The organism is Streptomyces sp. NPDC004721 (assembly GCF_053601495.1).
This window is the reverse complement of sequence record NZ_JBSGBZ010000054.1, coordinates 1-24,454: the sequence shown is the minus strand read 5'-3', so window position 1 is coordinate 24,454 and position 24,454 is coordinate 1. Positions and strand designations below refer to the sequence as shown.

The window sequence follows — 24,454 nt, the reverse complement described above, 5'->3', positions numbered from 1 at the left end:
CCTGAGTGATTCCCAAACTCATCGACATTGATCAAGTAGCGCGGCGACGCAGTGACTCCCGAAGTCGGCGACAAGCGACTCCTGTTCGTTCTCACGTACAAAGCCACTCGGTGTCACGGTCATCGCCCGATTCTCGCGGTGCGGCAGGAACACGCGTAGGCGCGTTGCCGCCGACGCCCTTCCCACCCGGCGGGCACCCAGCCGCGGTGATGGCTCTCCACTCGAGTGGATCACGGCCTGATAGCGTGAGGCCTTGGCGATCGGGCCTCATCAGCATTGGCGCGCAACCCGGCCACCGCACGATCAGCGGCCCTGACCGGGCGGTGTCTCATCTCGCGAACGAAATGTGCTCCCGATACCGTGATGAGCCGGCAGCTGCGATCCGGCATGGTGCCTACCTGTGAGTTCGGTTCTGACGGTTATGGGGGCGTTCGGCGTGTTGTTGGCGGGTCGGTACCAGCTCGAGGAGCTCCTCGGCCGAGGTGGAATGGGCGAGGTCTGGCGCGCACGCGACGAGGTCCTCGGCCGCCCGGTCCCGGTCAAGCTCCTCCTGGCCGGTGGCGTTGACCCGACGGCCGCGGCCCGCTTCCACCAGGAGGCCCAGACGACCGCTCGCTTGAGCCACCCCAACGTCGTCGCCGTATACGACTTCGGCCAGGCCGACGGCCGCCTGTACCTGGTCATGGAGATGGTCCAGGGGCACAGTCTCGCCGAGCGGCTGGCCTCGGGGAGGCCTCTCACGCCCCGCGAGGTGGCTGCCATCGGCAGCCAGACCGCCTCAGGCCTGGCCGCCGCGCACCAGCAGGGCATCATCCACCGCGACATCAAGCCTGCCAACCTCCTTCAGGTTCCGGACGGCACGGTCAAGGTGGTGGACTTCGGTATCGCCCGTCTCGCCGATGACACAGCGGCCGCCCTCACCAGCGCGGGCATGATCGTGGGAACGGTTTCCTACCTTGCCCCCGAACGCGCCCTCGGAAAGGACGCCGGTCCTGCCTCCGACATGTACGCGCTCGGCTGCGTACTGTACGAGCTTCTCGCCGGGCACCCCCCGTTCCGCGCGGATACTCCGACGGCGCTGCTCTACCAGCATGTCCAGGAGACGCCGTTGCCCCCGCACAGCGTGGGGGCGGAGCTTCCGGCGGAGCTCGAACAACTCGTCCTGGCGCTGCTCGTCAAGGAACCGGAAGCGCGCCCCGGCGCCGAACAGGTCGCGGACTGGCTGTCCGCTCCGGGAAGGTCGAGCGCGGCCGCGACGGCACAGCCCACATCACCGCCGTCCTCACGACCGGCCGCCGAGGTGGGGCGCACGGCCGTGCTGCCGGCTCCTGCCACACGACGATCCCGCAGGCGTGACTCCCGGCCGCGCACGGCAGTGATCTCGGGACTGGCAGCGGCCGCCCTGGCGACCGTGGGATACCTGCTTTTCCAGCCGGACTCCGCACAGGTGGCCGCTGCCGACCCCCCTGCCGCGACCCAGGGAGCAGTGCCGCCCACCACCGACCCCGCGTCCTCGCCATCCGTTGCTTCAGGTGCTTCTCCTCTGTCGAGCCCGTCCGCTGCCGTCGACACTCCCGCAGCGTTGTCGAACGATCCGGGGGTGCTGCTCGCCCAGGTGTCTCAGGAACTGAGCACTGCCGTCGGCGAAGGTCGGCTCGACCCGCACCTCGCCGACGATCTGGAACACAAGGTCTCCGAAGCCCAGGACAAGCTGGCTGAGGGCAGAGAGAAGGGGAAGGACAAGACCAAGGACGTACGCAAACGGGTCCGCGACATCCGGCACGAACTCGCCGACGCCGAGAAGCACCAGGAGTTCACGAGTACCCCTGAGTTCGATCGGCTCCTCGATCACCTCGCGTCCCTGGTCGGGGAAGCCGACTAGGCGATCAGATTTGGGCGCGGCTCGAGCGCTCTGCCGCACCGGGGGTGGAGATCGGCCAGCGGGCAGCGTCCTCGATCGTCCGCAGGGTGCGGGCGGCCTTGTCGACGGACTGCTGCAGCGTGGCCATGAGGTCCACGAGCTGGCCCGGCCGGGCTGCCGGATGCGGGGCCTGTGGCAGCCGGCGGTGTTCCTGCTTGGCTTCGACGACCTCGCGCAGGGCCTGGGTGTAGTGGTCGGTGAACTCGGGTCCGTCGATGCTGTCGCGGGACATGATCTCAACCAGGGTCATGGCCTCGTCGATTTCGCCCGGTTCCAGAACCGCGGGGCCAGGGGCCGCCCGGGCAGGGTCACGGATCTCGTCCGGCCACAGCAGCGTGTGCAGCGCGATCACGTCCCCGCGAACCCTCAGAAGACCGAGCCGCTCACGGCCGTGCCACGCATGCCGCGCGACCGCCACTTTCGCGGCGCGCTGCAGGGCCCGGCGCAGCAGCACGTACGGCTTGGCGGCGACGCGGTCTTGTGGCTGGAGGTAGTAGCCGGGGCCGATCCGAAGGAGGTCGACGTCGGCGGTCGGGAGGAAGCCGACCAGCTCGATCGCGCGCGCCGTGGGCAGCGGCAGCTGCCGCAGTTCTTCGTCGGTGAGCGGGATGATGCGGCCGCCGGCCATCTCGTAGCCCTGGCCGATCTCCCCGTAGGAGACTTCACGGTCCTCGATCTCGCACCAGTAGCGGTTGCGCACCAGGCCGTTGTCGACGGTGTGGATCCGGCGGAAGCGAACGCTGTGATCCTCGGTTGCGCCCAGGACGGCGATCGGGACGCTGACCAGCCCGAACGAGATAGCACCGGCCCACACATGCGGGGGCATGACACACCTCCAGCCCCGAGCAGTATCAGCCCGGCCCGGCACGAGGAAGGGCCGGCCGCGCCCTCTATGAGCCGGGCGTCTGGCGCACGTCCAGGTAGCAGCGCAGCCGCACTCCGGGCTGCCCCGGATCCCGGGCGGTACGGTCCGCCGCTGCGGTCGCCCACTGCGTGGCGAGCAGCTCCTGGACGGTGAAGGCGGTCTGGTCGTCGCATGCCGCGATCTCCACCACGGCCGGTCCCGGCTCCACCACATGTGCTTCGTTGATCGGCTCCATGCCCGGCACTACGCGCCGACACCCCAAGAGGTTTTCCGATCCCGGCGGCTTCACCCGACCGAGTAAGGCCCGGCCATCTCCACCGCCGCGGCGGACTGGCGGAGTACCTGGCGTCGTTCTGCCCGTCGCAGCGCCTGGCCATCCAGGTAGCCGAGTTCAGCGTCAGGCCGGCAGTGCCCGCAGGCCTCGATGCCTTCGCTCAATGCTCGCAAGGCGACGTCCCGGGGTACGCCTTTCCAGCGTTTGCCTGCCATATGGCAGCCGCCGACGTGAACGGCGACGGGCGGCGAGTCACGGTTCAGGCCGCCTTCGAGGATCCAGTCGGGTGCGGCCGGCCGGGCCTGCTCACCGCGCTGGCGCTCCTGCTCGCGGCGTTCGGCTGTGGCGATCTGCTGCCGTACCCGGTCCAGGATGAGGACGAGCCATGTCTCCAGGGTGCGGAGACGTGGCAGGTCAGGCGGCAGATCGTTCACATGTTCGATTCTAGAGGGGTCAGGCGGTGACGACGTTGCGGGCGAGGCCTGATCGTCGACGTACGGCACGGTCCGGTCGTGTCTGACCCTGACCCAGGGGTGAGCGGGGTGGGTGGTGCGGATGCAGCTGAGGGCCGGGGCGCCTCGCCTGGTTGCGCGTCGGCCGGGACTGCCGCGAAGGCGTCAGCGCTACGCCCCGTGGCCGTCATGGTCGGGGCGGCCACGACCCCGACCATGAGGCCGACTATGCCTCCGCCCCCGCTGCGTGCAGCCACGACCATGGTTTGGCAGCCTGGGAAGCGGTGTGTCCGAAGCGACAATAAAATCGAACAAGCGATCTAATGCTGGTAGGGACGCGACCGACTTCCCCGACGACCTGGTCCAGGTGCAGCACGCCTGGAACGCCGCCTATGACGCGCTCGCCGCGCCCCGCCCTCGCGACACCACGGCGCTGCGCCGCCGCCTGCTGCGCCTGTCCGTACGTCTGTGGTGGCACCCCCACTGGAAGACCGTCCCCTCGGCGTCGGCGGCGCGCACCCAACTGCGGCAGTTGGCCCGTGCTCGGGGAGTCGTCCGGTATCGGTTGCGGCTTACGTTGCGTCTCCTGTTGCGCGGCCCGAAGAACCGGTTCCGATCTATGCAGGTCACCACGTGGTTTCGGCCTGGCCGGGTCTCCTGACATCCCCGTTGCGGCCGCTTTCGCCCAGTCCTGACCGGAGTTGAGGGAGAAGGGATGGGCGGCGTGGACGCAGCCGGGGATCGGTGCGCGCTCGCCGTGGTTGCGCGTCGGCCGGGGCCGCCGCGCCGCCGTAGCGTGGCGACGCCAGGCGGGAGGGAGACACTGGTCGGACGGTTCCGGCTGGCGCCGCCTAGATGCGTGCCGACCGCCGTGCCGACACTGGCCGCCGAAGCCGGCGACTGCCTCGCCGACGCCTGCAGCATCACACCTGTGGCCCTGGTCGCCACTCTGGATGACACCATCACCGGGGCGGTGACGTCGCCGCCGGATTCGGGCTCTGGTCGACAACGACCGAGGTATGGGCGACCCCTGACCAGGGCGTGGACGGGGCCGCCCAGTCCCTGCCGTCCTGTCACGGAGCGGGGCACTTCGACGTTAGAGCTCGGCGTCAGTCGGAGCCCTGTTCGATGAGCGCGCCGGGTCGAGTTCAGCTTTCTGCGCACGGCCCTCGGCCTCACGGCTGGAAACCTCAGCCAGCACCTGGCCGTCCTGGAGAAGGCCGGACTGGTCGACATCGAGAAGGGCTACGAGGGCAAGCGCGCCCGCACCTGGCTCTCCCTGACCTCGGCCGGCGACCGCGCCCTGCAGGACGAGGTCACCCAGCTCAAGCGCCTCATCCACCAGATCGAACAAGGCAGGCCAGCCACGGAGTCCTGATCCGGACTCCTGCCTGGAGGAATGGGTGATATACGCGATGGGCAAGATCGAGTTCACGTTCCGATTGCCGCCCACGTCGAGGCGATGTCGCCGCGCCGGGCCGTGACCCTCGCCGGAGGACAGCGCGATGCCTGGGTGCCCAGGGCGACCCGTGTAGCCATCTTTATCTCGGCATATACGGTTTTTTCGCTCTTCTTAGGACAGCTTCAGGCGGTTCTCATGATCGCGGGTCATTCTCTTTTCCGTGACCGAGAGCTTTCACGGTGGCGAGGACGTTGGCCGACACCACTGGACCCATCGAGCGTTGGCGGCGTGAGTCTCGGCTTCGTCATCCCGATCGGCACTGTCAGCTCTGACGTGGCGAAGTTCCGCTTTGGCTTCCCGAGTGGGGCGGGCGCCCTGCCGGGCGATGCGTAAGGAGTACGACATGAGCAAGCTGGTTCTGCACGAGGTGACCGCTCCCGTCGGCCCCGCCGCAGTCCCCATGGTCCCGGAGGCGTACGAGATCCACGCACCGGCGAGGCGGGTCCCGGAGGTGTCGGTTCCGCACCTGATGGGCTTGCGTACCAGCGCGGCGCGCCCCCACCGCCGCAAGGTGCCGCTGAGCCGTCTCGCCCCGGCGCTGGGCTGAGTCGGAGTTGCTGGCCCGGAACGCTCTTGCCGAGGCCGGCTCCTGCTGGGCGGACAAGGACGGCTACCAAGGCGCCGACGGCATGGTCCGTCTCCCTTACCGCGGCCGATGGGACAGCCTTTCCGCCGGTCAGCAGGCCGTCAATCGGTCTCATGCGAAGGTCCGGGCACTGGCCGAACAGGCCATCGCCGCCCGCCGCCGAAGCGGCCCTTGTGCTCGTCGATGAACGCTACGAGCGTGTGTGTGGCCGGTCGAGCTCGGCCGCGAAGAAAGACGCCGCAGCCTTGAGGATCTCATTCGCCCGCCTGAGCTCGGCGTTCTCCTTCTTCAGCCGCTTCAGCTCGGCCGACTCCTCCGTCGTGGCGCCCGGCCGGGCACCCGCGTCGATCTGGTCCTGCCGCACCCACTTGCGCAGCGTCTCGGTCGTGCCGATGCCCAACTTCTGGGCGACCGCTTTCATCGCGGCCCACTCGGTGTCGTACTCCGGCCGCACCTCGGCGACCATCCGCACCGCACGACGGCGCAGCTCAAGCGGGTACTGGGAAGGACGTGCCATAACTCGATCCTCTCAAGTGATCGAGTCCCTACCGAACCCGGAACGGTTCACTCTGCCTTTCACATGGTTCGTTTGTCACAGGACAGTCAACGGCGCGGGCAATTCCTCGCTGAGGGACGACGTCGCATCCGCTGAGAACCCGAGTCTCGTGCGCCTGAGTGAGAGCCACATCCGTCAAGCAACTGGTAGTCCGGACGCGCGCTGCTCCCAGTCATTCGACTGCCACACGGCTGATGACTGTCAAAGGCCCACCGCTTGACTTGCGGGAACGCTTGCTGGCCTGGTCTGTTGCTGGAGCGGCGATTGCTCCAGGCCCGACCTACTGGACCCGCCTCTGACGGCTTACGTGGGGGGCTACGTTGACGGTTGTCCTGAGGGAGCTTCGCGGGGCGGACGCACTTACTCAGGCAACCTTCGGGAAGCACCGCACGGGCCATCCGCTCCTCCGGAATCTCCGCCAGCCCACCCCAAGCAACGACACGAACCCACCTCGAAGACGACGACGGCCTGCCCAAACCCCAACCGGTCGTATGGGTCGTCGTCACGTAGGCCTCGGACTTACCAACAGCGTCCCTGACCGCGACGGGCTTTCGCGTGCATCCGCGCTAAGTGACTGACGGTGACGTTCAGGTAGTCGAACCACCGTCGTGTCTTCAACCGGCCGTATGTCAGAAAGGTGTGACCCGCGTGGTGTACTGATCATCCTCGCGCGCCAGTTCCTGCCAGTGGCGCTCCTTCTTCTTCAAAACGAGAGGTCCGTAGATCGCGGCGATTGCGCCGATCGCGGCTCCGCTCAGTGCACCTATAAGCCCCATCAGGGCACTACCATCCGGCATGGGCACGACCATGGCAGCAGGATTGCCTGTTGGGCAGAGGGCCCGGCGGTCCAGCCTCGCTCATCCTCGGGGCTACGAGGTGTTGGAAGTCCTTCATCTCTTCTCCGTACGTGGTCGGTCGACGGTGTCCGCCGCTGTTGGACCAGAACAGCGCGGTCAGTCCGCGCCGGTCCTCGTCGCTCAGCTTCTTCGCCCAGGCCGGTTCGGCCAGGACCTGCTGAACCAGCAGGGTGTTGACGTGGACGAGCGCGGACTGGAGCAGGTGCAGGGCGAGCATCGACATTTCGGCGTGCTCCATGTCCGGGCCGGTCAGGGCGCCGTCCTTGCCGTAGTGGAGCACGGTGTTCGCGCTGTTCCAGTTCTCGACGACCTGGAGCCCGCCGTGGATCTCGCGGCGCAGGCCGGGACTGGCGAGGTAGTCGCAGGCGAAGATCGTGCGCACGGCGCGGCCGAGTTCTTCGAGGGCCTGGTAGGTGGGGTGCTTGGAGCCGCCGCGGGTGAAGCGCCGCAGCACCTGCTCGGCCTCGGCTGTGCCGAGCCGGAGCGCAGTCTGTCGCCCGGCTGGTTTCCCCATGATCTTGCCTGGGCAGCACGGCCCGGGGACGGTGAGGAGCAGCAAGCGGGGCGGAGATCGGCGCCCACAGCGGCAGTCCGGAGACGGGGGCCCGGCTACATGAAAGTCGCATACGTTGCCGTGCCCGTCCACGATTGATCCACTGCGCGGTATTCGGCCAGGTCCGATGGCTTTGTGCCATTCGTCGGCAACCCGCCTCCGACATCACCGCGACGCCGCTACACAGGAAGGCTGGGGCGGCGTGCTGCTGTCCCGGCATGGTGATGGCCGGTGGTCGGGGGAGGTTGGGACGGTTGCTGACCATCAATGTGGCGGTGCTGCTCGCAGTCATCGTGTTCTTCCGGCTGCGGCGGCGCACGGAGGCCCGCAGTCGCTTCGACGAGAAGCTGACCGTCGTCATCGTCCTGGCGCTGGGCGTCCTGATCGCACCCACCCCTGCGGGCCAGGGGATTTTGAACATCTTGGGACAGCTTGCGAGTGGCGTCACCCAGGCCGGTCGATGAGCCCCCGCACACGCAGGAGCCGGCCGGCGCCAACTGGCGCCCACTGCGGATCACGGGTCTGGGGAGTGGGGGAGTGATGGCAGCACGTCGACGGCGCTGGCGCTTGAAGAAACGGACGCGCAGGCAGTTACAGGGCTGGGGTGCGGTGGCGGCGGTGGCCGCCGCGGTATGGGTGGCCGGGCACTGGGCGGCGGTGTGGCCCGTCCTGGTGGTCGTACTCTCCGCCGCCGTGGCGGTGGGAGCCATCTGGGCGCTGTTGCGGGCGCACCGTCTCGCGGTCGGCCAGGACCGCGCGTGGCGGGCGCAGGAGGAGGCCAGGGCGCGGGAGTTGTCGATGGCCGAGGTCGACGCATTGTCGTGGCAGGAGTTCGAGACGTACGTCGCCGATCTGTGCCGGCGGGACGGCTGCACGAAGGTCGTCGTCAGCGGCAAGAGCGGTGACCTGGGCGCGGATGTCGTCGGCTACCTGGCCGACGGCCGCAAGCTGGTCGTCCAGTGCAAGAAGTATGCGCCGCACCGGAGTGTGTCCTCGCAGGACATGCAGAAGTTCGTCGGCACCGCCCGTCTCGAACACGGCGCGGACGTCGCCTTGTTCGTCACCACCTGCCGCACGTTCACGAAGGCCGCGCTGGGCCTGGCGCTGCGCCAGGACATCGTGGCCCTGCACCGCGACCTGCTGGGCTCCTGGGTCAAGGGCGCTCATCTGGAAACCTTGATCCCGCTCAACGGAAGCGGCGGCGGCACCAGGCGGCGCCCGTCTGCCTGACCGTGACACCCAGTGGCCGCCTGACGAAAGACGTGAGGCCAGCTGCCCCAGAGGTGTGACGGGACTCTGGCCTGGCTGATGGGACTGGTCAACGCACGCGTCCGAGATGGATGACACTGACGCGGATCTGCTGGTCGTTGATCTCGTACATCACGCGGTAGCGGGCCACGTGGATGCGGAGCAGGTCGGCGCTGCCGAAGGCGTCGTCGGGGCGGGGGTTGTCGGCGAGGCGGCCGACGGCGGTGAACACCTGCCGTACCCCGTCGGGGTCGTCCTTGGCGAACCGCTCTGCCTGGGTGAGGGCCTCGGGCTCCCAGATGACCTCGTAGCTCACGCCTCAGTACCGCCGAACACGCGCCGGTACGCCTCGTCATGGGAGACGCCGGCGTCCTCGCCGCTGGCCTGGCGGGCCCGGTAGGCGGCCAGGGCCCGCAGCTCCTGCAGTTCCAGGGCGTCGGCGGGGCTGACCAGTATGGCGACGGTCTGTCCGTGGTCGGTGATGGCGACCGGTTCACGGGTGGCGCTGACTTCGCGCGCGATAGCGCCCAGGCGGGCACGGGCTTCCACGATCGAGTAGGTCGTCTCCGTCATGCACACCAGCTTACGGAAGTGTGCACCTTTCGACCATCGAACGAGCTTCGTACGCAATTTGTACGGTAAAAGTACGCGATCCGTACGGTTAATGGGGTAGACTCTGGGTCAGGAGGTGTTCCATGTCCGAGTTGTTCGACGCAGTCGACGCCTTGGTCGCATCCCGCTCTCCACTGCCGTCGGCGGAAGAACGCAAGCGGCTGCGCACCGCCCACGGCCTGACACTGGACGAAGTCGCCGCCGCACTACAGGTGCGCCGGGCCACGGTGTCCGGGTGGGAGTCGACCAAGAAGCCGACCGAGCCGCGCGGCCCGGAGCGTGAGGCGTACGCACGGCTACTCAGGCAGCTCGCGGAGCTCTACCCCGCCCCGGAGGAGCCGGCCGCCCCAGTGCCCACCACGTTCACCGGCGCACCCGCGCCGCAGGAAGCGGGGACTCTGTCCACAGGCCAGGCCCCCGAGGCCGCGGCCATGACCGCACACGAGAACACCCAGACCCCTGCCCCTGCTCCCGCCGCCGCTGCGCCGGCCGCCACACCCCGCCCGGCGCGCACCACCAGGCCGTCGCCGACGTCGCGCCGCCTCGGCGCGCGGAAGGCGGCCCCCGCCGGCACCCCGGTGGGCGGCACCGACCCGCGGTTCGAGAACGGGCCGCTTGCGGTCGTCGACGTCGAAGACGGGCAGGTGCTGGCGTACTGCACCGGCGGCCTGGTCCTGGACGTGCCCGCCAAGTCGATCCCGGCCCTGGTGGACTGGACGCTGCGCGAGGCGAAGCTCGGTCAGCCGAAGCTCTCGGGGCCGGGCAAGGACGCCGATCCGCTGCTCGTGCTCACCGTGGCCGCGCTGGAGCGCTACGGTCTCCCGGCGACCTTCACCGAGGAAGAGCGGCTCGCCGGGCGCCTGCCGGAGGGCCACAAGGTGATCAAGCAGCTGATCCGCGCGGAATGGAAGCTGACCAAGCGCGGCTTCGGGCCGTGGGCGCGCATCTACCGCCCCGCACAGGGTTCGGAGCGGGCCTGCGTCCAGCTGTGCATCCCGTCCTGGAACGCGCTGGACACCCGGCACTGGGGCGAGGCCGGGCAGCTCCCGCCGGCCGAACTCGCCCGCGTGCTGGGCGTCTACGCGTCCCGGGTGATGACGCCGCGCGGTTCCACCGCCGTCACCGGGCTGGAGCTGATGACCGCGCTGCACCCGGCGACCCGGGCCTCCGAGCCGGACGCCGGCGGCAAGCGGCACTCCGAGCACAACCCCGGCTCGCTGGGGAAGGATCCAGTGGACTGCGCGCCGTGCGAGGCCCCGGACGGCCACCCGCTGCTCAAGGACCTGCCGCGCTTCCACGTGCGCGGTCCGGCGGAGAAGCTGTTCGAGGAGGCGTACGACTGGGCGCGGCCGATGACGGATGCCGAGTGCACCCTGCGGCACCTGGTCGGCATCGACGTCAACATGGCCTTCGCGGCGGGCGCCAACGGCCTGCCCGTCGGTCTCGGAGCGCCGACGCACATCACGAACCCGGTCTTCGACCCGAAGTTGCCCGGCTCGTGGCTGGTGGACCTGTCGCACGTCGACCTGTCGAAGGTGAAGGTCGGCAAGGAGTGGGTGGAGCTGGACGGCTCGCTGCTGCCCAGCCCATTCACGCCCAAGGGAGAGCGCCCCGAGGGGCCGGCCTGGTACGCGACGCCCACCGTGGCGTACGCGGTGGAACTCGGCTACGAGGTACGGCCGGTGGAGGCGTGGGTGCGGCGGGAGAACGGCCGCTACTTGGACGGCTGGTACAACCGGCTGCGGGACGCCTACCTTGCCACGATGGCCGACCTCGGCGTCGACGCCAACCTGGCGCCGGAGGACTTCCTGGCGGCGATGGACGGCTACAAGGAACGTGACCCGGAGCTGGCGATCGTCGTCTCGGCGATCAAGGCGACGGTGAAGGGCGGACTGGGCAAGCTGCGCGAGAGGCCCCGGGGCGAGGGCTGGCGGCCGGGCGACCCATGGCGGGCGCTGTCCCGGCCGACGTGGCGGCCGGACATTCGCGCGGCGGTCATCTCCCGCACCCGGGTCAACCTGCACCGGAAGATCGTGAAGCACGCGGCGTTCACCGGGCAGTACCCGGTCGCGGTCCTGTCCGACTGCGTCGTGTACGCGGCCTACGGGCCCTCGCCGCTGGACTTCCTGCCCTACAGGGAGGGCAAGCCGCTGCCCGGCGGCTTCAAGCTCGGCATCAACCCCGGCCTGGTCAAGCATGAGGGCACCCAGTCCGTCCTGTGGGGCGAAGAGGTCCGCGAGCGGTTCAACGCCCCGGAGCTCAACCTCGCCCGGTACATCAAGGACGGCACCGTCACCGACGTCGACAACGGAGAGTAGGAGTAGGCGATGACCCTGTTCGGGGACGGCCTGGACGCCGCGGTGCAGAAAGCGTTCACCCGCCCGGCACCCAAGAGCGCGCCCGCGCAGATGCGCTACCTGGTCAAGCAGCTCAAGAGCACCAAGGCCGTCGCCCAGATGCTTCGGATCTCCCAGCGCACCGTCGAGCGGTACGTGAAGGACCAGATCAAGAAGCCCCGCCCGGACCTCGCAGCCCGCCTGGAGCGAGAGGTGAGGAAGCGGTGGCAGCCGCAGATCCGGGCCAAGGCCCGACAGAAGGCGGCGACCACCGGCGGCATCGTCATCGACACCCGCGCCCGCATGGGCTACACCGCGCCGATCGGGTCGACGGACCAGGACCGCATCCGGCACCTGACCGTCGCCCTGCCGCCCCGCTACGCCGCCCGCCTCTTCGAGGCCCAGGAGGCCGGCGCCACCGAACAGCAGCTCAAGGAGATCGCCGCCGAAGCGCTCAAGGAGGTGTACTTCCAGGACAACGGCCGCCGCGCCGGCCAACTGGAGGAAGTCCGCTTCACGGACATCGAGCACCTGGAGTTCGACCTGTAGCAGCCGGGGCTCCAACAACCTGCGAGCCCGGACCAACTGGTCCGGGCTCGCTCGCGTATCCGCGGGAAAATAGATGCTCATGCACGCGATACCGTGCTCAACCCACGTCCTACTCCGGAGGCGGCGTCACCGGCTTCGTAGTGGTCGACGTCCGCTGCACAGGTCAGGGTCGGAAGGTCGCGGTCGAGCAGGCCGTTCATTTCGATGGCCGTCCGGCTGAGGAGGTGGGCGTCCCGACCCGGCGTCGTGCACCGACACCGACATCTGCCGCATCCTCAGCCAGGCCGGATGAGCTCTTTCTGAGTCCTTCGGCCGGTCGAGCACGACCACCGGGATGACGACCGCTCCCGACGGGGCGAACCTGTTGGGCTTGACCTTCGAGTCGGGTGGAAGGTTTACCGTCGGCGGTGTGACGACGTACCGCATCTCGCAGTTGGCCGAACGCTCCGGCCTTCCGGCCACGACGCTGCGTTTCTACGAGACCGCCGGATTGCTGTCGGCCGAGCGGACCGCGTCCGGGTACCGGGTGTATGGCGAGGACGCGGTGGAGCGGTTGGCGTTCATCTCCTCGGCGAAACTGCTGGGCCTGGCGCTGGAAGAGATCCGCGAGCTGCTGGCCGTCCGCGAGGAAGGTGTGTGCGCCTCGGTGCGGGCCCGAATGCTGCCGCTGGTCGCCGACCGGATCCAGGACACCGACGGCCGGATCGCCGAGCTCCGCGCCTTTTCCGGCCACCTGGCCGGGGTCCACGCCGCGCTCTCGGGCCCGGCGCCGACGGGCGCGTGCGGCCCGGACTGCGGCTGCACCACGACCACCCAGGCGGCTGGGCCGGTGCCGGTGACGCTCTCGCCAACCCGCCCCGCGTCCCGCCCGCAGGAGGAGGCGTGGCGGGATGCCCCGGTCGCCTGCACCCTCGGCGGCGCCGAGCTGGGCAAGCGCACCGAGCAGTGGCGCACCCTCCTCGCCAAGGCCGATCAGCACGAGGAGATCGACGACGGGATGCAGCTGTCCTTCCCGCCGGACGCTGGCCTCGCCGGGCAGCTCGCCGCGCTCGCCGCGGCCGAGCAGGGCTGCTGCGCGTTCTTCGACTTCACCCTGCACCTGACCCCTGATGCCCTCCATCTGAGCGTGCGCGCGCCCGAGAGCGCCGCCGGGATGCTGGCCGACCTGTTCGGAGCGACCCCATGACCACCTCGTCCTCTCGTCCGTCCCGGCCCTGGGGCACGCTCAGCGCCGGCGCGGCCGCACTCACCGCCTGCGCGGTGTGCTGCGCCGGACCGCTGCTGGGCGTCCTCGCTGGTATCGGCGTCACCTCCGCGATCGGTGCCTTGTGGATGCCTGCCCTCGCGGTGCTGACCGCGGCCGCAACCGTGAGTTTCTTCGTCGTACGTCGGCGCCGTAAGGCAGCCACCTGCAGCACCACCCCCACACGCGCCGATCTCGGCATGCCCACGGTCCAGCCCGCGTCCAAGGACAGCGCGTAGTCGGGCTGAGAGCACTGCCGGTGTCCGGGCGGTGGTGTGACCTGTGAGGATGGGCGAGCGGCTGCCGCTGTGGCCAGTGCGAGTACGAGCAGGGCCGTCAGGGGTGCGAAGACGGTGGAGGCGAGCCCGCCGGCGAGGGTGACGATCGTCAGGGCGCGGACGTGGTCGGGTGCCCACCAGCGGGTCAGGGCGGCGAACGCGGGCTGGTAGAAGGTCGAGGCCATCGCGAGTCCGGCCAGCGTGCGCCGCCGCGCGAGGGGCATGGACGCCGGCGCCGTCGCGGCGGCCCTCGAGGAAGCTCGGTTCGACGCGCGGCAGGACTCGCGGCACGAGGACCTGGCCGACGTCCGGGGTCAGACAGAGCTGGCGGAGTGGGGGCGCATCGAGCGGCTTCTCGCCGTCGCGGCGTCGGGAACCGTCTAAGGCCCGGACGTCGACGACGTCGTCCAGGCCGGCGTCGACGCCTGGCTCGCCCACGCCCTAGCCGCGCACCTGCCGAACTCGCCCGCCTGGTCCCCGGCGCCGATGTCGACCAGCTGGCGTTCGCGGCCCGGATCGCCACCACCAAGCCCGAAGCCGTCGGGGCGCTCGCTGCGTGCCTCGCCCGCGCCCGGTCGTAGCGCAGCATTCGCACGATCCGCTCCGGCGCGAACTGGCCTCACGCTCCGCTGTCCCCAGACCCCCAGCACCTGGGGGACAGACCTGTGAGGGACCTGGGGGAGGGCCAGAAATTCCCGGAAGACCTGTGATGTCTGAAGGATTGGGAGGCTGTTTTCCCAGGCAGACGTGTTCCTGGGAGGTGACCCGAGAGCCTTGGAGGAAGCTGGTGTCCCGTCGTAGAGGATCTGGTCCGCGGAGCCGGCTCAGACCTGGAGCGACCGGATCAAGTGAGACGCGGAGGCGCCAGGAATCTCAGGTGATCTGGTCCGGCTGAGGCGTTTCGAACTGATACCACGACGCCTGGGTGATCAGTACAGGCGAGGGAGACCTGCTCCAGGAGCCAGGGGGCGTCGACCGCCTTCGTGCTGGCCCGTCGCAGGATGGCCGCGCAGATCGTGCGCGAGGCGATATCGACCGTGGTGTCGGCTCTACACACGGGGTGGCGGCGCGGCCGTGGTCGGCTGGTGGCACGATCGTTGCGGCTGCGAGGGCGCTGAGGGTCGCGGGGCCGCTGCGGGTTCGTCCCCCTTGGGGGCAGCCGCTAAGTTTTTTCGCGGATTCCCGCCGTGGATGTCGAAAACGCCGGGCGTGCTTCTACCTACCCGTGACAGCCCCCGCCCGGGGGCGGGCACGACGAACGAGGAGCAGAACCATGAAGTACATGCTGCTGATGCAGTTCAGCGAGAAGAACGTCGACTTCCCCAAGCTCGACGAGTGGAAGCCCCAGGAGATCCAGGCCCACATCCAGTTCATGAAGGAGACCAATGCCGGCCTCGCCGCCGCCGGCGAACTGGTGGACGCCCAGGGCCTGGCCATGCCGGAGACCGCCCGGATCGTGCGCTCTCACAGCGGCGGCGCGCCGGTCGTCACCGAGGGCCCGTTCCCGGAGTCCAAGGAGTGGGTGGCCGGCTGGTGGATCGTGGACTGCGACACCGAGCAGCGGGCGATCGAGATCGCCGCCGCCGTCTCCGCCGCTCCCGGCCCGGGCGGGCGGCCGCTCAACATGCCGATCGAGGTGCGCCAGATCATGGCGGCCCCGCCCACCGAGCTGTGAACACCCTCTATGACGACCTTTGGACCAGCCGTCGACGACCTGCTGCGCACGCTCGCGCCGCAGGTCGTCGGCGTGCTCACCCGCCGCTACGGGGACTTCGCCGCCGCCGAGGACGCCGTCCAGGAGGCCCTGCTGAACGCCGCCGCACAGTGGCCGGCCGAGGGTGTGCCGCGCAACCCGCGCGGCTGGCTGGTTCAGGTAGCCGGCCGACGGATGACCGAGCAGGTCCGCAGCGACCAGGCACGCCGCCGGCGCGAGGAGCTGGTGGCCGGGCAGGTCCCGGCCGACCGGCGGTCCGCACCCGGGGCCGACGCCGGAGACGAGGGCGCGCACGACGACACCCTCACGCTGCTGTTCCTGTGCTGCCACCCTGTGCTCTCGCCGGCCTCGGCGATCGCGCTCACCCTTCGCTCAGTCGGCGGCCTGACCACCGGCGAGATCGCCCGCGCCTTCCTCGTCCCTGAGGCGACCATGGGCCAGCGGATCAGCCGGGCCAAGCAGCGGATCAAGGACTCCGGAGTCCCGTTCCGGATGCCGAACAACGCCGAGTGGCCAGCACGGCTGGACGCGGTGCTGCACGTCCTCTACCTGATCTTCAACGAGGGCTACGCCAGCAGCACCGGCCCCGAGCTGCGGCGCGTCGAACTCGCCCGGGAGGCGATCCGCCTCACCCGGGCCGTCCACACGCTGCTGCCGGACAACGCCGAGGTGGCCGGCCTGCTCGCGCTGATGCTGCTCACCGAGGCGCGCGGGCCCGCCCGCAGCAACCCGGAAGGCGAACTCGTCCCGCTTGCCGAGCAGGACCGCAGCCGATGGGACACCGCCGCGATCGCCGAGGGCATCGCGCTGATCACCGCCGCCCTGCCGCGCGGCCCGGTCGGCCCATACCAGGTGCAGGCGGCCATCGCGGCCGTCCACGACGAGGCGCCCACCGCCGCCGAGACGGACTGGCCGCAGATCCTCGCCCTGTACGGGGTGCTCGCCCGCATCTCCGACAACCCACTGATCCCCCTGAACCGGGCGGTCGCCACCGCCATGGTGGACGGCCCCGCCGCCGGCATCACCATGCTCGCCGACCCGACGCCCGCGCTCGCCGGCCACCACCGGCTGTACGCGGTCCGCGCCCATCTGCACGAACTCGCCGGAGACCGGGAGGCCGCCATCGCCGACTACCGCACCGCTGCCCGCCGCACCACCAGCCTCCCAGAGCGGCACCACCTCAGCCTGCGCGCCGCCCGACTGGCCGCGCGACCGGGAGGTGAGCCACCGGTAAAAGCCCGGTGAGGCAGGACAGCTCCTGACGTCGGCGGACCAGGTCACCTGAGATCGCAAGCGAATCGGACCAGATCACTTGAGACAGGGACCATATCTCTGGAGACGGGACAGCTGGAGGATAGACCCACTCGGGGTCGCCGTAGCAATGGCCGCAAAAACAACGGATATCCCTGACCAGCAGTGTGATGGCCTGGCCCGTTGGTCAGCCTTCCTGGACGATGGGTTCGGCAGCGGCGCCTTCGCGGTGTTTGCGGAGTTCTCGGTACAGCGTGGAGCGGCTGATGCCGAGGCGGGGATCGCGCCGTCCTTGATCCGCTGGGCGGCTCCGGCTCGGGTGGTGGCGTTGAGCTTCGCCGCCGGGCACCGACCATAGGCATGGGCCCGGGGCGGGGCCCATGCCTATGGTCGGAGGCTCGTTCGTCAGGGCTGGCCGTCGGCCGGGAGACCCACCCTGCCCAGGATGGTGAGGTCCGTGCGGTGCGGCGAAGTCGACAGCAGTGCGAGGACATCTGCGGGGGTGGGACCGTCGGCGAGCGACGGAGCGGCGAGGGCTGCCTGCGCACTGGCCTGGTCCCGCCAGACTTCGGTGACATGCACCGTGTCCGGATCGGCTGCGTCCTGGCTGATCAGGTAGAGCTCACAGCCGGGGAAGCCGTGCAGCCTCTCCGCCACCCCCAGCGGGACAGTGGCGAGTTCGCCTGCCACGGTCGGCAAGGACCACATCCGGCCGCCTGCGGGGCCGACCGCGCTTGCCCCGCACCGGCGGGGATCGCCTCCAGCACGACGGCGTCGACGCCGGGCCGGGCGTATCGCTCCAGGGACAGTCCGCATGCGGTTGTGGATTCGGGCTCGGCCGAGGTCGAGCGGGAGTCAGGGGCGCCGTAACGCGCCGCTGTTGCGTGCGCGGGGAGCCGTGTCCCGAGGGCGCGCGTGGGAGCGGGCGAATCCACTGACGTGGTGTTCATCCGGGGTTGCTCATCTCAGCCCGTGAGCGTCATCGAAAGGGTCACCAAGATCCATAGCTTGGTCAACGGTGTGTCATCACCATTCGCCCTGTCGGCCTCACTGAACCGAGGACTCCACCTTGTCCAGCGATATATCCGCAGGCCCTGCCACGCATGGGCCCAATCGCCGCAACTTCCTGATGCTGTCCGGTGCCGTCGCCGCGGCCACCGCCATCGGCCAGGCCGCACCCGCCGCGGCCGCACCCGGTGGCGGCATCGGCAATCTCGGCGGCTACCCCTTCTCTCTCGGTGTCGCGTCCGGTGATCCCCTGCCCGACTCTGTGATCCTGTGGACCCGACTCGCTCCGCGGCCGCTCGAGATCGGTTCCGGCATGCCGGACAAGCCCGTCCCAGTCCACTGGCAGGTGGCCCACGACGAGGCCTTCAGCCGGATCGTCCGCGAAGGCGAGACCTTCGCACTGCCCGAGCACAACCACTCCGTCCACGTCGACGTGCGCGGTCTGCCGGCGGACCGCTGGTTCTACTACCGCTTCCGCTGCGGTTCCGAGCTGAGCCCGGTCGGCCGCACGCGGACCCTGCCCTCACCCGGCGCGCCCGTCGACTCGTTCACGATCAGCCACGTGTCCTGCCAGAACTGGGTGACCGGTTACTTCACGGCGCACCGGTACATGGCGGAGGACGGCCTCGACCTGGCATTCCACCTGGGCGACTACATCTACGAAGGCGCGATCACCGCTGCCGCGCCCCGCGGCGGCACCTTCGTGCCGGACGACATCCGCACGGCCTGCCAGACACTCGACCAATACCGCCTGCGTTACTCGCTGTACAAGACGGACCCGGACCTGCAGGCCGCGCACGCGGCTTTCCCGTGGGCGGTCACCAGGGACGACCACGAGGTCGTCAACGACTACCTGGGCGGAGTCGACCGTGGGCAGAAGCAGCTGGCCCGTCGGGCCGCCGGGTACAAGGCGTGGTGGGAGAACATGCCCACCCGGTGCGACCCGCCCGTCGGGCCCAACCAGCGCATCTACCGCCGGTTCGCCGTCGGGAACCTGGCCCAGTTCGACTTGCTGGACAGCCGGCAGTACCGGATCGCCGACAATGACCCGGCCGTCTCCAAACTCGGCAACGAGCAGGAGGCGTGGCTGATCGACGGCATCAACTCTCACGGCACGACCTGGCACGTGCTCGCCCAAGGCCAGCAGCTGGGCGGTGTGACAGCGAACAGCCCCACGCGAAACCGCATCTACCGGGCCTACTACGACCGGCAGGTCAGCCCGATCATCCTGAGCGGCGATCTGCACTGGACCCTCGTCCAGGACTCCCTGCTCGCAGTTCCGGACGCCACCAGCCCGATCGTCGGCACGGAGTTCATCGTCACGTCCATCACCTCGACCGGTGACGGCCCGGGCAGCCAGACCACGAAGGACAACTGGCTGAAGAACCCCTGGGTGAAGTACGCCGACGGTTACCGCGGCTACATCCGCACGGTCATCACGCCGACGGGTGTTGCCAGCACGCAACGCGACGTCAAGTTCGTCACCCGGCCGAACGCGCCCGCGTGGGACGCCCAGAAGTTCTACATCCAGGCCGGAAAGCCTGGCGTCCAGCTGCTGTAGCCGAGACGGGGCCGGGCCACCGGGCTGTCCAGCAGCCGCTCGGCGTCCGAGGCATGGATGAAGCCGCGCCGCAGCAGCCACGGGCTTGACGCGCTGACCGACGGGCGCCTTTGGGTCGTAGCTGTAGCTGACGTTTTTCGAGACGCTAAGCGGTCGGAAGGTGACAGTACCGCCGGCGCCCTGCTGCCACTGGCTCTCCAGCAGCTGGTCGAGTTCGCGGCCGGTCACCTTGCCGCTGGTGAGCGCCGCGCCGAAACCACCGGTCTCGTGGATCAACCCGAACATGATCTCATCGAAGAGGACGCGGCCCGGGGCGTCGGCGGGTCGGTTCGCCGTCGGCGCGTAGGTAAGGTCGCGCAGCAGGGTGTTCGGCAACACGAGCCCGACGTCGGCACCGCCGTCCTTCTGCGCTGCCCACCGGAACGCGTCGGCGGTGGCATTGCCCAGGGTCGACTCCTCCGCGTCCGCAGACGTACGGGTGAGGTCGCCAGCGATGTCGGCGACAGGTTCGTTGCGTCGCGCAGCGAGCCGGTCGCGCCAGTACTGCGCCATCCGCAGAACCTCGGGGTCCGGCGTCACGGTGCGGGTGTTGGCGTGATTGATGGCCACGGTGCGGTCGCGCAGGACGTCGCCGGTCTTGGGGTCCAGATGGAGGTTGATCTCGCTGATAAGGCGGCCGTGGTTGGCAGCCTCGACGACCGGGCGGGGGTTGCCTGCCGGGTCGGGCAGCATGCAGTTGCCGAGGGCGTGCCAGTGCCCGGTGACGATGGCGTCGACGGCGGGCGCGATCTGCTTGTTCATCTCGACCATCGGTCCGGAGGGTTTCGTGCAGTCGTTGTAGAAGTCGCCAGCCTGCGCGAATCCCTCGTGCACCACCGCGACGATGGCCTTCACGCCCTGGGCCTGCAGCTCAGCCGCGTAGCGGTTGATCTCCTGCGCCTCCGGCAGAACCCGCAACTGGTTAGAGGGCCAGTACGAGAGCCCTCCGTCGGGCGTGGTGGTCGTGGTGGCGTGGATGAAGCCCACAGGCAGCGTGCCGCCATGACCGTCGTCGACCTGCTCGATGTGATACGGCTTCACCACCAGTTTGTCGGTCGCGCCGTCGACGACGTTGGCCGAGTAGTAGTCGTAGTCGGCACCGTGGAACCGCTTCCCGGTGGAGTCGGTGAAGCACAGGTCGCCGTCGGGGCGGCCCTTGCACGTGCCCTCCATTATGTGGCGGAGGTAGTCGAGGTTGCGGTCCAGCTCGTGGTTCCCGATCGTCGAGAACTGCAGACCAATGTGGTTGAGGTACTCGATCGTCGGCTCGTTCCAGAAGAACGCAGTCTCAAACGGCCAGCCGGAGAAGTCGTCCCCAGCCGAGAACAGGATCGAGTTCTTCTCGGGCAGGGCGGCCTGGTCGCGGAGACGGTCCAGGTGGGCTGCAAGGTAGGCGCCGCCGCCGACGGTCTGGGTCGCCTCACCGGCGTGGGCGCCCGGCACCGTCGTGGTGTAGTCGCCGAAGTAGCCGTGGAGGTCGGTGATCGACAGCAGCTGCACCGGGACGGGGTCAATCGCTTCGGCGACGGTGTCATCCGCCATGACGACAGTGGGCGACGCCAAAGTCAGGACGAGGCCTGCGGTAATCGCGGTGGCCAGTCGACGCCACCAAGGGCGACTGCTCCGCAAGCGGGCGTTGGACATCGTGTTACGGCTCCTTGTGAGAGGTAAGTGGCCGCTGAGGACTCGTCATGCCCACATCCAGGCAACGCGACGCTGAGGTAACGGCCGCCGTGAGTGTTCTGTCGAGATGCGAACTCTGGGTGACCTACGAGCGCCAGGAGCCGGAAATTCTTTTCCTGCCTCGCCGTGCCTGATGGATCGGTCAGCGGGAGTCAACGGCGGCCTGTTGCTGACCTGTTGCACGACATCGACTGGTCCCTTTCGTGCGCGACAGCCAGGTAGCACGACCACTCACCACCGTGATCAATCCGATTCCCAAGCTGAAAGCGCAAGTTCGAATCTCGTCACCCGACGAGCGGCGGTGGAGATTGGGAGTGAGGAAGTCTCACGGGTGTTCAGGGCTACGGTCGTTGACGTCCCTGATGTGCTCGTGGTCGGCGGAGTGGGCTCCCACCCATTCGATGTCCGGCCGGAAAGGTCAGCCACGGCAGTTGTAGTTCCGGCGTCTGTGCTGGTTGGCGGCTTGTGGGGTCGGGTGCGGGCATAGCGAGATAACGGCAGCACACCTCTGTCTAGCGTGACGGCGGTCGTGGAGGGTGCCCACGCACCCGGACGCCCCGGCCGGAGCCCGAGAACACGCGCCCGCTCAACGCGCCTTGCCGATTCCCGATCGGAGGGGAGGTCATCCGATCGAGAAGTCGGCGAACTCGAGGTCGCTGAAGGCGATGGGCAGGCCGTGGGCGCGGCTTACCCGTCGCGGAAGTAGGTGTGCCCAGCGCGCGGGCGAGGATCACCATCTGCTGCTGTTCGCCCGCGCCGGCGTCTCGGGCGGCGAACAGCTCGCGGGCGACCTCTCCTGGTAGGTACTGGGTGATCCACCGCACCCGCGGATCGTCCGAGGATCCTGCCTGTGCGGCGAACCCGAATCGCGCCCTGGTGTGGAAGACGAAGCCTTCCGCTTCGGCCTGCGCACGCCGGCGGGCCCGTATCCGGGGCTGCCATCGAGCCAGGACCGCTTCCTCGATCGCCCGGACCTGCAGCGGACCCGGCGGACGCCGCGCTCCGGGCTTCTTCGTCACCCACCGCTGCACGGTGCGCTGCGACACCCCCAGCACGGCGGCGACCCTCCGGGTGGAACCCTGGTGCGCTACGAGCAGAAACCGCAGGCGGGCCTCGGTGCTTGAGGGGACGGGGCGGGTGCGCAAGGCACGCTCCAGCCCCTGCGCGATCTCTCCCACGTCCGGTCTCCAAGCGGCTTGCCGACAGGGCCGGCTTCCCGCTGCCCCGTGGCGGATCAATCCATTGCGATGTCGCGTTCTCGCCATGTCGGAAACGCGACGTGGTCCTGTCCGTGCGGTCGGCCCGCACGGGATGGCGTCCAGTTTCGGGGCGTACGGCTCAGGCTCGAAGGAGTGGTCAGCCCCCGGCACCACCTCGGAGTGGGCTCCGTTTGTCCGCCTCCCATGCAGCGGTGAGTCCAGGTAAGTCCCTTTTCCGGTGAAACGTTATTCGAATAGACGTGCGACTGTGTGACGTGTTAGCTTCACGCGCCACAGAAGCAGTCGCCTGCTGTCGACTGCTTCAACGTCGTTTCACCGCAATGCATTTGGAGGCTCGAGAACTTGCGAAAGCACCCGCTCCCTCCCGCCACCCCCAACCGCCTGGCCCTGCGCCGCGGCACCACGACGCTGGCCGCACTGGCGGCGCTCACACTCGCCGCCGGGGCGACAGCCGAGGCCGCGCCCGACGCGCGCGCCGTCAGCACGTCCGGTGTCACCCTCGCCGCCCGAGACGTCGCCCCGTCAGCAGCCGCAACCGGCAGCTCCGATCAGGTCCAGTACGTACAGGACTCCCTCTACGCCGCGGGCAACACCGGCTACCTGCACCGCCGCGCGAATGCCGACGGGTCGGAAGGCGCCTACACCTGGCGCAGCTACGACGGCAGCGAGCGGTCACTGGACACCTACGGCGGAGCTCCGCAGGGACAATACGGGTACTACGCCGCCGGAAGCGACACGGTCCTCACCTCTCCGCTCTACTCCAGCGGGCAGATCCAGACGCAGGACATGGCCACCGGCGCGACCACCGACGTCACCCTCCCCGCCGGGCAGGACGTCGCCGCCGTCTTCGGCTCCACTCTGATCACTCAGGAGCTCGACGACGTATGGCAGGTCGCACGCCTGCACGTCCTGCACGTGGCGGAGGACGGGGCGATCCAGAGCGACATTCCGGTCGACCCACCGGAGAACCAGTTCTTCCCCAGGAACCAGCCCGTGCTGGCCGGTGACGGCAGGTCCGCGCTCATCCGGTTCCGCCACGCACTCGACATCGGCCTGCTCGACCTCGCCACCGGCACGATGACCACCATCAGCACGCACGCCACCGACGACGACTCGCTCTACCTCCAGGCGGCGCTCTCCCCGACGCACATCGCCGTGTACCACGAGGGCGCGAACCAGGCCCGTGTCGTACGCCGCGACGACCCGACAGGCGCGCAGACCGTGGTCCCTGTACCGCAGTACGCGAGCGGCACCGCCTTCGTCGGTCTGGCCGGCGAGTGGCTGCTCACCAGCTACCGGCCGCCGTACGGCACGTCCGCGGGACCCGGCGGCCCGCTCCAGGCCACCCCGCTCAACGGCGGCAAGTCGCGCACCCTGCTTCCCGCCGCGGAGCCCGAGATCGCGCAGATCCCGTCCGGTGGCGCCGTCGCCGTCGGACAGACGACGGACGGCGCCTGGACCGCCCACCGCATCAGCATCGCCCCGAACGGCAGGCCCGCGCTCACGCCCCTGACCTGACGACGCCCCTGTCGCAGCGCGGCAGTGGGGCTGAGGGCACCTTGATCCGGGTGGTGCCGGTACAGCCGGAACGGCCCCGACGGCCGTGTGTCTGCCGGCTCAGCCCCCTGCGGCTTCCTGTGCGCTGTTGAGGGTGCGCTTGGCAGTGTGTTTTCGTACGGTTTTCAGTGCCCGGCTCGGACAGGAGGGCAGGGCTTGGCGGTCCCGTGCCCGGTCGCACGTTGCACGGGACCGCCCCGGGCAGTAACTCGCAGCGGTACGGCAAGGTTGAGTGCTCGCTCCTTGGCGTCTGCGCTTGTGCGGGCTCGGCTGGGCATCACCGGCCCGCAGGCGGTCAGGCCCAGTTGACGCCCAACTCTCGTAGTGCGTTGCGCTGTTCGGGGGTGAGTTTGTCGCGGCGGGTTTTGGTGTTGGAGACCCCCACACCGAGCTTCACAACCGTCGGCTCCGCCTCGCCGTTGACCGTGATCTGTTCGCTGTGGCCGCGTGGTACCGGCCGGGTGGCGCCTTCCCGGTCGACCCATTGGGCGAGGGCCGCCAGACCTCGCTGAAACGCCTGCTGCGCCTTGCCCGCGGAACCTGTCAAAGGGATCAAGGCAGATAGATCGTTCTAACGTTGTGCCGGGATCAGTGGACCGTCTGGTGCCGGCTTGTTGATCCAGGCCGCT

The 24,454-nt window shown here is 69.3% G+C and carries 23 protein-coding genes and 6 pseudogenes; 15 read left to right on the top strand and 14 right to left on the bottom strand.

Translation table 11 applies throughout. The annotated features are described in order from the left end of the window. The first annotated feature begins 421 nt into the window (after positions 1–421). Positions 422–1,882: a protein kinase domain-containing protein gene (locus tag ACWEK3_RS33770; protein WP_453251421.1), complete on the top strand. Its 1,461-nt coding sequence runs from the start codon at positions 422–424 to the stop codon at positions 1,880–1,882. 4 nt (positions 1,883–1,886) lie between these two features. Here the strand turns inward: ACWEK3_RS33770 and ku are convergent, their stop codons facing one another. From ku to ACWEK3_RS33755, 3 genes are all read right to left on the bottom strand, one after another. After that, the gene (gene ku, locus ACWEK3_RS33765) at positions 1,887–2,747 is read right to left on the bottom strand and encodes a non-homologous end joining protein Ku (RefSeq protein ID WP_450546168.1); all 861 of its coding nucleotides are present in this window, start codon (positions 2,745–2,747) and stop codon (positions 1,887–1,889) included. A 64-nt stretch (positions 2,748–2,811) separates the two neighbouring features. Next, positions 2,812–3,021 carry a DUF6207 family protein gene (locus tag ACWEK3_RS33760; protein ID WP_453251406.1) on the bottom strand — a complete coding sequence of 70 codons (210 nt, stop codon included), beginning with the start codon at positions 3,019–3,021 and terminating at the stop codon, positions 2,812–2,814. A gap of 50 nt (positions 3,022–3,071) precedes the next feature. Beyond that, positions 3,072–3,494, bottom strand: coding sequence for a DUF6233 domain-containing protein (locus ACWEK3_RS33755; RefSeq protein ID WP_453251405.1), 423 nt, complete (start codon positions 3,492–3,494; stop codon positions 3,072–3,074). Between the two features lie 319 nt (positions 3,495–3,813). On the opposite strand from ACWEK3_RS33755, the pseudogene ACWEK3_RS33750 reads away from it, so the two are divergent. Further along, positions 3,814–4,071, top strand: a pseudogene (locus ACWEK3_RS33750) (hypothetical protein); the annotation flags it as partial. A gap of 537 nt (positions 4,072–4,608) precedes the next feature. On the opposite strand, the gene ACWEK3_RS33745 reads toward ACWEK3_RS33750, so the two are convergent. Continuing rightward, positions 4,609–4,947 carry a hypothetical protein gene (locus ACWEK3_RS33745; protein ID WP_453251404.1) on the bottom strand — a complete coding sequence of 113 codons (339 nt, stop codon included), beginning with the start codon at positions 4,945–4,947 and terminating at the stop codon, positions 4,609–4,611. Positions 4,948–5,317: 370 nt separating this feature from the next. On the opposite strand from ACWEK3_RS33745, the gene ACWEK3_RS33740 reads away from it, so the two are divergent. Together ACWEK3_RS33740 and ACWEK3_RS33735 are read left to right on the top strand one after the other, a co-directional pair. Next, complete coding sequence (locus ACWEK3_RS33740) at positions 5,318–5,521, top strand: hypothetical protein (protein ID WP_450547723.1); 204 nt, start codon at positions 5,318–5,320, stop codon at positions 5,519–5,521. A gap of 22 nt (positions 5,522–5,543) precedes the next feature. Further along, positions 5,544–5,711: pseudogene (locus ACWEK3_RS33735) on the top strand (IS5/IS1182 family transposase); the annotation flags it as partial. On the opposite strand, the pseudogene ACWEK3_RS33730 reads toward ACWEK3_RS33735, so the two are convergent. The 3 genes and pseudogenes from ACWEK3_RS33730 to ACWEK3_RS33720 all read right to left on the bottom strand — a co-directional run. Further along, positions 5,689–6,077: pseudogene (locus ACWEK3_RS33730) on the bottom strand (transposase); the annotation flags it as partial. The pseudogenes ACWEK3_RS33735 and ACWEK3_RS33730 sit on opposite strands and share 23 nt — an antisense overlap. 668 nt (positions 6,078–6,745) lie before the next feature. Further along, positions 6,746–6,925: a hypothetical protein gene (locus ACWEK3_RS33725; RefSeq protein ID WP_450547722.1), complete on the bottom strand. Its 180-nt coding sequence runs from the start codon at positions 6,923–6,925 to the stop codon at positions 6,746–6,748. Continuing rightward, positions 6,900–7,487, bottom strand: a complete 588-nt coding sequence (locus ACWEK3_RS33720) for a Tn3 family transposase (protein WP_453251403.1) — start codon at positions 7,485–7,487, stop codon at positions 6,900–6,902. The genes ACWEK3_RS33725 and ACWEK3_RS33720 overlap by 26 nt, the downstream gene beginning before the upstream one ends. A gap of 293 nt (positions 7,488–7,780) precedes the next feature. Between ACWEK3_RS33720 and ACWEK3_RS33715 the strand changes: the two genes are divergently transcribed. Together ACWEK3_RS33715 and ACWEK3_RS33710 are read left to right on the top strand one after the other, a co-directional pair. Next, positions 7,781–7,990, top strand: a complete 210-nt coding sequence (locus tag ACWEK3_RS33715) for a hypothetical protein (RefSeq protein WP_453251402.1) — start codon at positions 7,781–7,783, stop codon at positions 7,988–7,990. A gap of 76 nt (positions 7,991–8,066) precedes the next feature. Next, positions 8,067–8,756, top strand: coding sequence for a restriction endonuclease (locus ACWEK3_RS33710; RefSeq protein ID WP_453251401.1), 690 nt, complete (start codon positions 8,067–8,069; stop codon positions 8,754–8,756). A gap of 88 nt (positions 8,757–8,844) precedes the next feature. Here the strand turns inward: ACWEK3_RS33710 and ACWEK3_RS33705 are convergent, their stop codons facing one another. Both ACWEK3_RS33705 and ACWEK3_RS33700 read right to left on the bottom strand, forming a co-directional pair. Further along, complete coding sequence (locus tag ACWEK3_RS33705) at positions 8,845–9,090, bottom strand: type II toxin-antitoxin system RelE family toxin (protein ID WP_450547718.1); 246 nt, start codon at positions 9,088–9,090, stop codon at positions 8,845–8,847. After that, on the bottom strand, positions 9,087–9,347 hold the full coding sequence (locus tag ACWEK3_RS33700; protein WP_453251400.1) for a type II toxin-antitoxin system Phd/YefM family antitoxin: 261 nt from the start codon (positions 9,345–9,347) through the stop codon (positions 9,087–9,089). Before ACWEK3_RS33700 ends, ACWEK3_RS33705 begins: the two co-directional genes overlap by 4 nt. Positions 9,348–9,469: 122 nt before the next feature. Between ACWEK3_RS33700 and tap the strand changes: the two genes are divergently transcribed. The 4 genes from tap to ACWEK3_RS33680 all read left to right on the top strand — a co-directional run bounded on the left by tap (position 9,470) and on the right by ACWEK3_RS33680 (position 13,753). Continuing rightward, positions 9,470–11,704 (top strand): telomere-associated protein Tap, encoded by a 2,235-nt coding sequence (gene tap / locus ACWEK3_RS33695; RefSeq protein ID WP_453251399.1) that lies wholly within the window; start codon positions 9,470–9,472, stop codon positions 11,702–11,704. Positions 11,705–11,713: 9 nt separating this feature from the next. Then, positions 11,714–12,271 (top strand): telomere-protecting terminal protein Tpg, encoded by a 558-nt coding sequence (tpg, locus tag ACWEK3_RS33690; protein WP_453251398.1) that lies wholly within the window; start codon positions 11,714–11,716, stop codon positions 12,269–12,271. A gap of 409 nt (positions 12,272–12,680) precedes the next feature. Continuing rightward, positions 12,681–13,457 (top strand): heavy metal-responsive transcriptional regulator, encoded by a 777-nt coding sequence (locus tag ACWEK3_RS33685; RefSeq protein WP_450546699.1) that lies wholly within the window; start codon positions 12,681–12,683, stop codon positions 13,455–13,457. After that, on the top strand, positions 13,454–13,753 hold the full coding sequence (locus tag ACWEK3_RS33680; RefSeq protein ID WP_450546709.1) for a hypothetical protein: 300 nt from the start codon (positions 13,454–13,456) through the stop codon (positions 13,751–13,753). Before ACWEK3_RS33685 ends, ACWEK3_RS33680 begins: the two co-directional genes overlap by 4 nt. Positions 13,754–13,835: 82 nt before the next feature. On the opposite strand, the pseudogene ACWEK3_RS33675 reads toward ACWEK3_RS33680, so the two are convergent. Then, positions 13,836–13,992, bottom strand: a pseudogene (locus ACWEK3_RS33675) (MFS transporter); the annotation flags it as partial. Between the two features lies 1 nt (position 13,993). Between ACWEK3_RS33675 and ACWEK3_RS33670 the strand changes: the two are divergent. The 3 genes from ACWEK3_RS33670 to ACWEK3_RS33660 all read left to right on the top strand — a co-directional run bounded on the left by ACWEK3_RS33670 (position 13,994) and on the right by ACWEK3_RS33660 (position 16,751). Next, the gene (locus ACWEK3_RS33670) at positions 13,994–14,176 is read left to right on the top strand and encodes a hypothetical protein (protein WP_450546710.1); all 183 of its coding nucleotides are present in this window, start codon (positions 13,994–13,996) and stop codon (positions 14,174–14,176) included. An 889-nt stretch (positions 14,177–15,065) separates the two neighbouring features. After that, entirely contained in the window at positions 15,066–15,467 is a 402-nt protein-coding gene (locus ACWEK3_RS33665) for a YciI family protein (protein ID WP_376408818.1), read from the top strand. A gap of 9 nt (positions 15,468–15,476) precedes the next feature. Beyond that, positions 15,477–16,751, top strand: a complete 1,275-nt coding sequence (locus ACWEK3_RS33660) for an RNA polymerase sigma factor (RefSeq protein ID WP_453251397.1) — start codon at positions 15,477–15,479, stop codon at positions 16,749–16,751. A gap of 411 nt (positions 16,752–17,162) precedes the next feature. Here ACWEK3_RS33660 and ACWEK3_RS33655 read toward each other — a convergent pair whose 3' ends face one another. Next, complete coding sequence (locus ACWEK3_RS33655) at positions 17,163–17,447, bottom strand: putative quinol monooxygenase (protein WP_450546708.1); 285 nt, start codon at positions 17,445–17,447, stop codon at positions 17,163–17,165. Between the two features lie 379 nt (positions 17,448–17,826). Between ACWEK3_RS33655 and ACWEK3_RS33650 the strand changes: the two genes are divergently transcribed. Then, entirely contained in the window at positions 17,827–19,326 is a 1,500-nt protein-coding gene (locus tag ACWEK3_RS33650; protein ID WP_450546701.1) for an alkaline phosphatase D family protein, read from the top strand. Between the two features lie 138 nt (positions 19,327–19,464). On the opposite strand, the pseudogene ACWEK3_RS33645 reads toward ACWEK3_RS33650, so the two are convergent. Both ACWEK3_RS33645 and tpg (ACWEK3_RS33640) read right to left on the bottom strand, forming a co-directional pair. Continuing rightward, positions 19,465–20,907 (bottom strand): annotated as a pseudogene (locus ACWEK3_RS33645) (bifunctional metallophosphatase/5'-nucleotidase); the annotation flags it as partial. A gap of 653 nt (positions 20,908–21,560) precedes the next feature. Beyond that, positions 21,561–22,313: a telomere-protecting terminal protein Tpg gene (gene tpg / locus ACWEK3_RS33640; RefSeq protein WP_453251396.1), complete on the bottom strand. Its 753-nt coding sequence runs from the start codon at positions 22,311–22,313 to the stop codon at positions 21,561–21,563. A 297-nt stretch (positions 22,314–22,610) separates the two neighbouring features. Between tpg (ACWEK3_RS33640) and ACWEK3_RS33635 the strand changes: the two genes are divergently transcribed. After that, complete coding sequence (locus ACWEK3_RS33635) at positions 22,611–23,786, top strand: hypothetical protein (protein WP_453251395.1); 1,176 nt, start codon at positions 22,611–22,613, stop codon at positions 23,784–23,786. A gap of 334 nt (positions 23,787–24,120) precedes the next feature. On the opposite strand, the pseudogene ACWEK3_RS33630 reads toward ACWEK3_RS33635, so the two are convergent. Continuing rightward, a pseudogene (locus ACWEK3_RS33630) lies at positions 24,121–24,354 on the bottom strand (helicase associated domain-containing protein); the annotation flags it as partial. Positions 24,355–24,454: the final 100 nt, after the last annotated feature.

Excerpts from the sequence above, each read along its gene's own strand:
- ACWEK3_RS33660 (WP_453251397.1), top strand. The coding sequence starts at position 15,477 with ATGACGACCTTTGGACCAGCCGTCGACGACCTGCTGCGCACGCTCGCG.
- ACWEK3_RS33740 (WP_450547723.1), top strand. The coding sequence starts at position 5,318 with ATGAGCAAGCTGGTTCTGCACGAGGTGACCGCTCCCGTCGGCCCCGCC.
- ACWEK3_RS33720 (WP_453251403.1), bottom strand. The coding sequence starts at position 7,487 with ATGGGGAAACCAGCCGGGCGACAGACTGCGCTCCGGCTCGGCACAGCC.
- ACWEK3_RS33710 (WP_453251401.1), top strand. The coding sequence starts at position 8,067 with ATGGCAGCACGTCGACGGCGCTGGCGCTTGAAGAAACGGACGCGCAGG.
- ku (WP_450546168.1), bottom strand. The coding sequence starts at position 2,747 with ATGCCCCCGCATGTGTGGGCCGGTGCTATCTCGTTCGGGCTGGTCAGC.
- tpg (WP_453251396.1), bottom strand. The coding sequence starts at position 22,313 with ATGGCGAGAACGCGACATCGCAATGGATTGATCCGCCACGGGGCAGCG.
- ACWEK3_RS33680 (WP_450546709.1), top strand. The coding sequence starts at position 13,454 with ATGACCACCTCGTCCTCTCGTCCGTCCCGGCCCTGGGGCACGCTCAGC.
- ACWEK3_RS33700 (WP_453251400.1), bottom strand. The coding sequence starts at position 9,347 with ATGACGGAGACGACCTACTCGATCGTGGAAGCCCGTGCCCGCCTGGGC.
- ACWEK3_RS33770 (WP_453251421.1), top strand. The coding sequence starts at position 422 with ATGGGGGCGTTCGGCGTGTTGTTGGCGGGTCGGTACCAGCTCGAGGAG.
- tpg (WP_453251398.1), top strand. The coding sequence starts at position 11,714 with ATGACCCTGTTCGGGGACGGCCTGGACGCCGCGGTGCAGAAAGCGTTC.
- ACWEK3_RS33725 (WP_450547722.1), bottom strand. The coding sequence starts at position 6,925 with ATGGTCGTGCCCATGCCGGATGGTAGTGCCCTGATGGGGCTTATAGGT.
- ACWEK3_RS33665 (WP_376408818.1), top strand. The coding sequence starts at position 15,066 with ATGAAGTACATGCTGCTGATGCAGTTCAGCGAGAAGAACGTCGACTTC.
- ACWEK3_RS33760 (WP_453251406.1), bottom strand. The coding sequence starts at position 3,021 with ATGGAGCCGATCAACGAAGCACATGTGGTGGAGCCGGGACCGGCCGTG.
- tap (WP_453251399.1), top strand. The coding sequence starts at position 9,470 with ATGTCCGAGTTGTTCGACGCAGTCGACGCCTTGGTCGCATCCCGCTCT.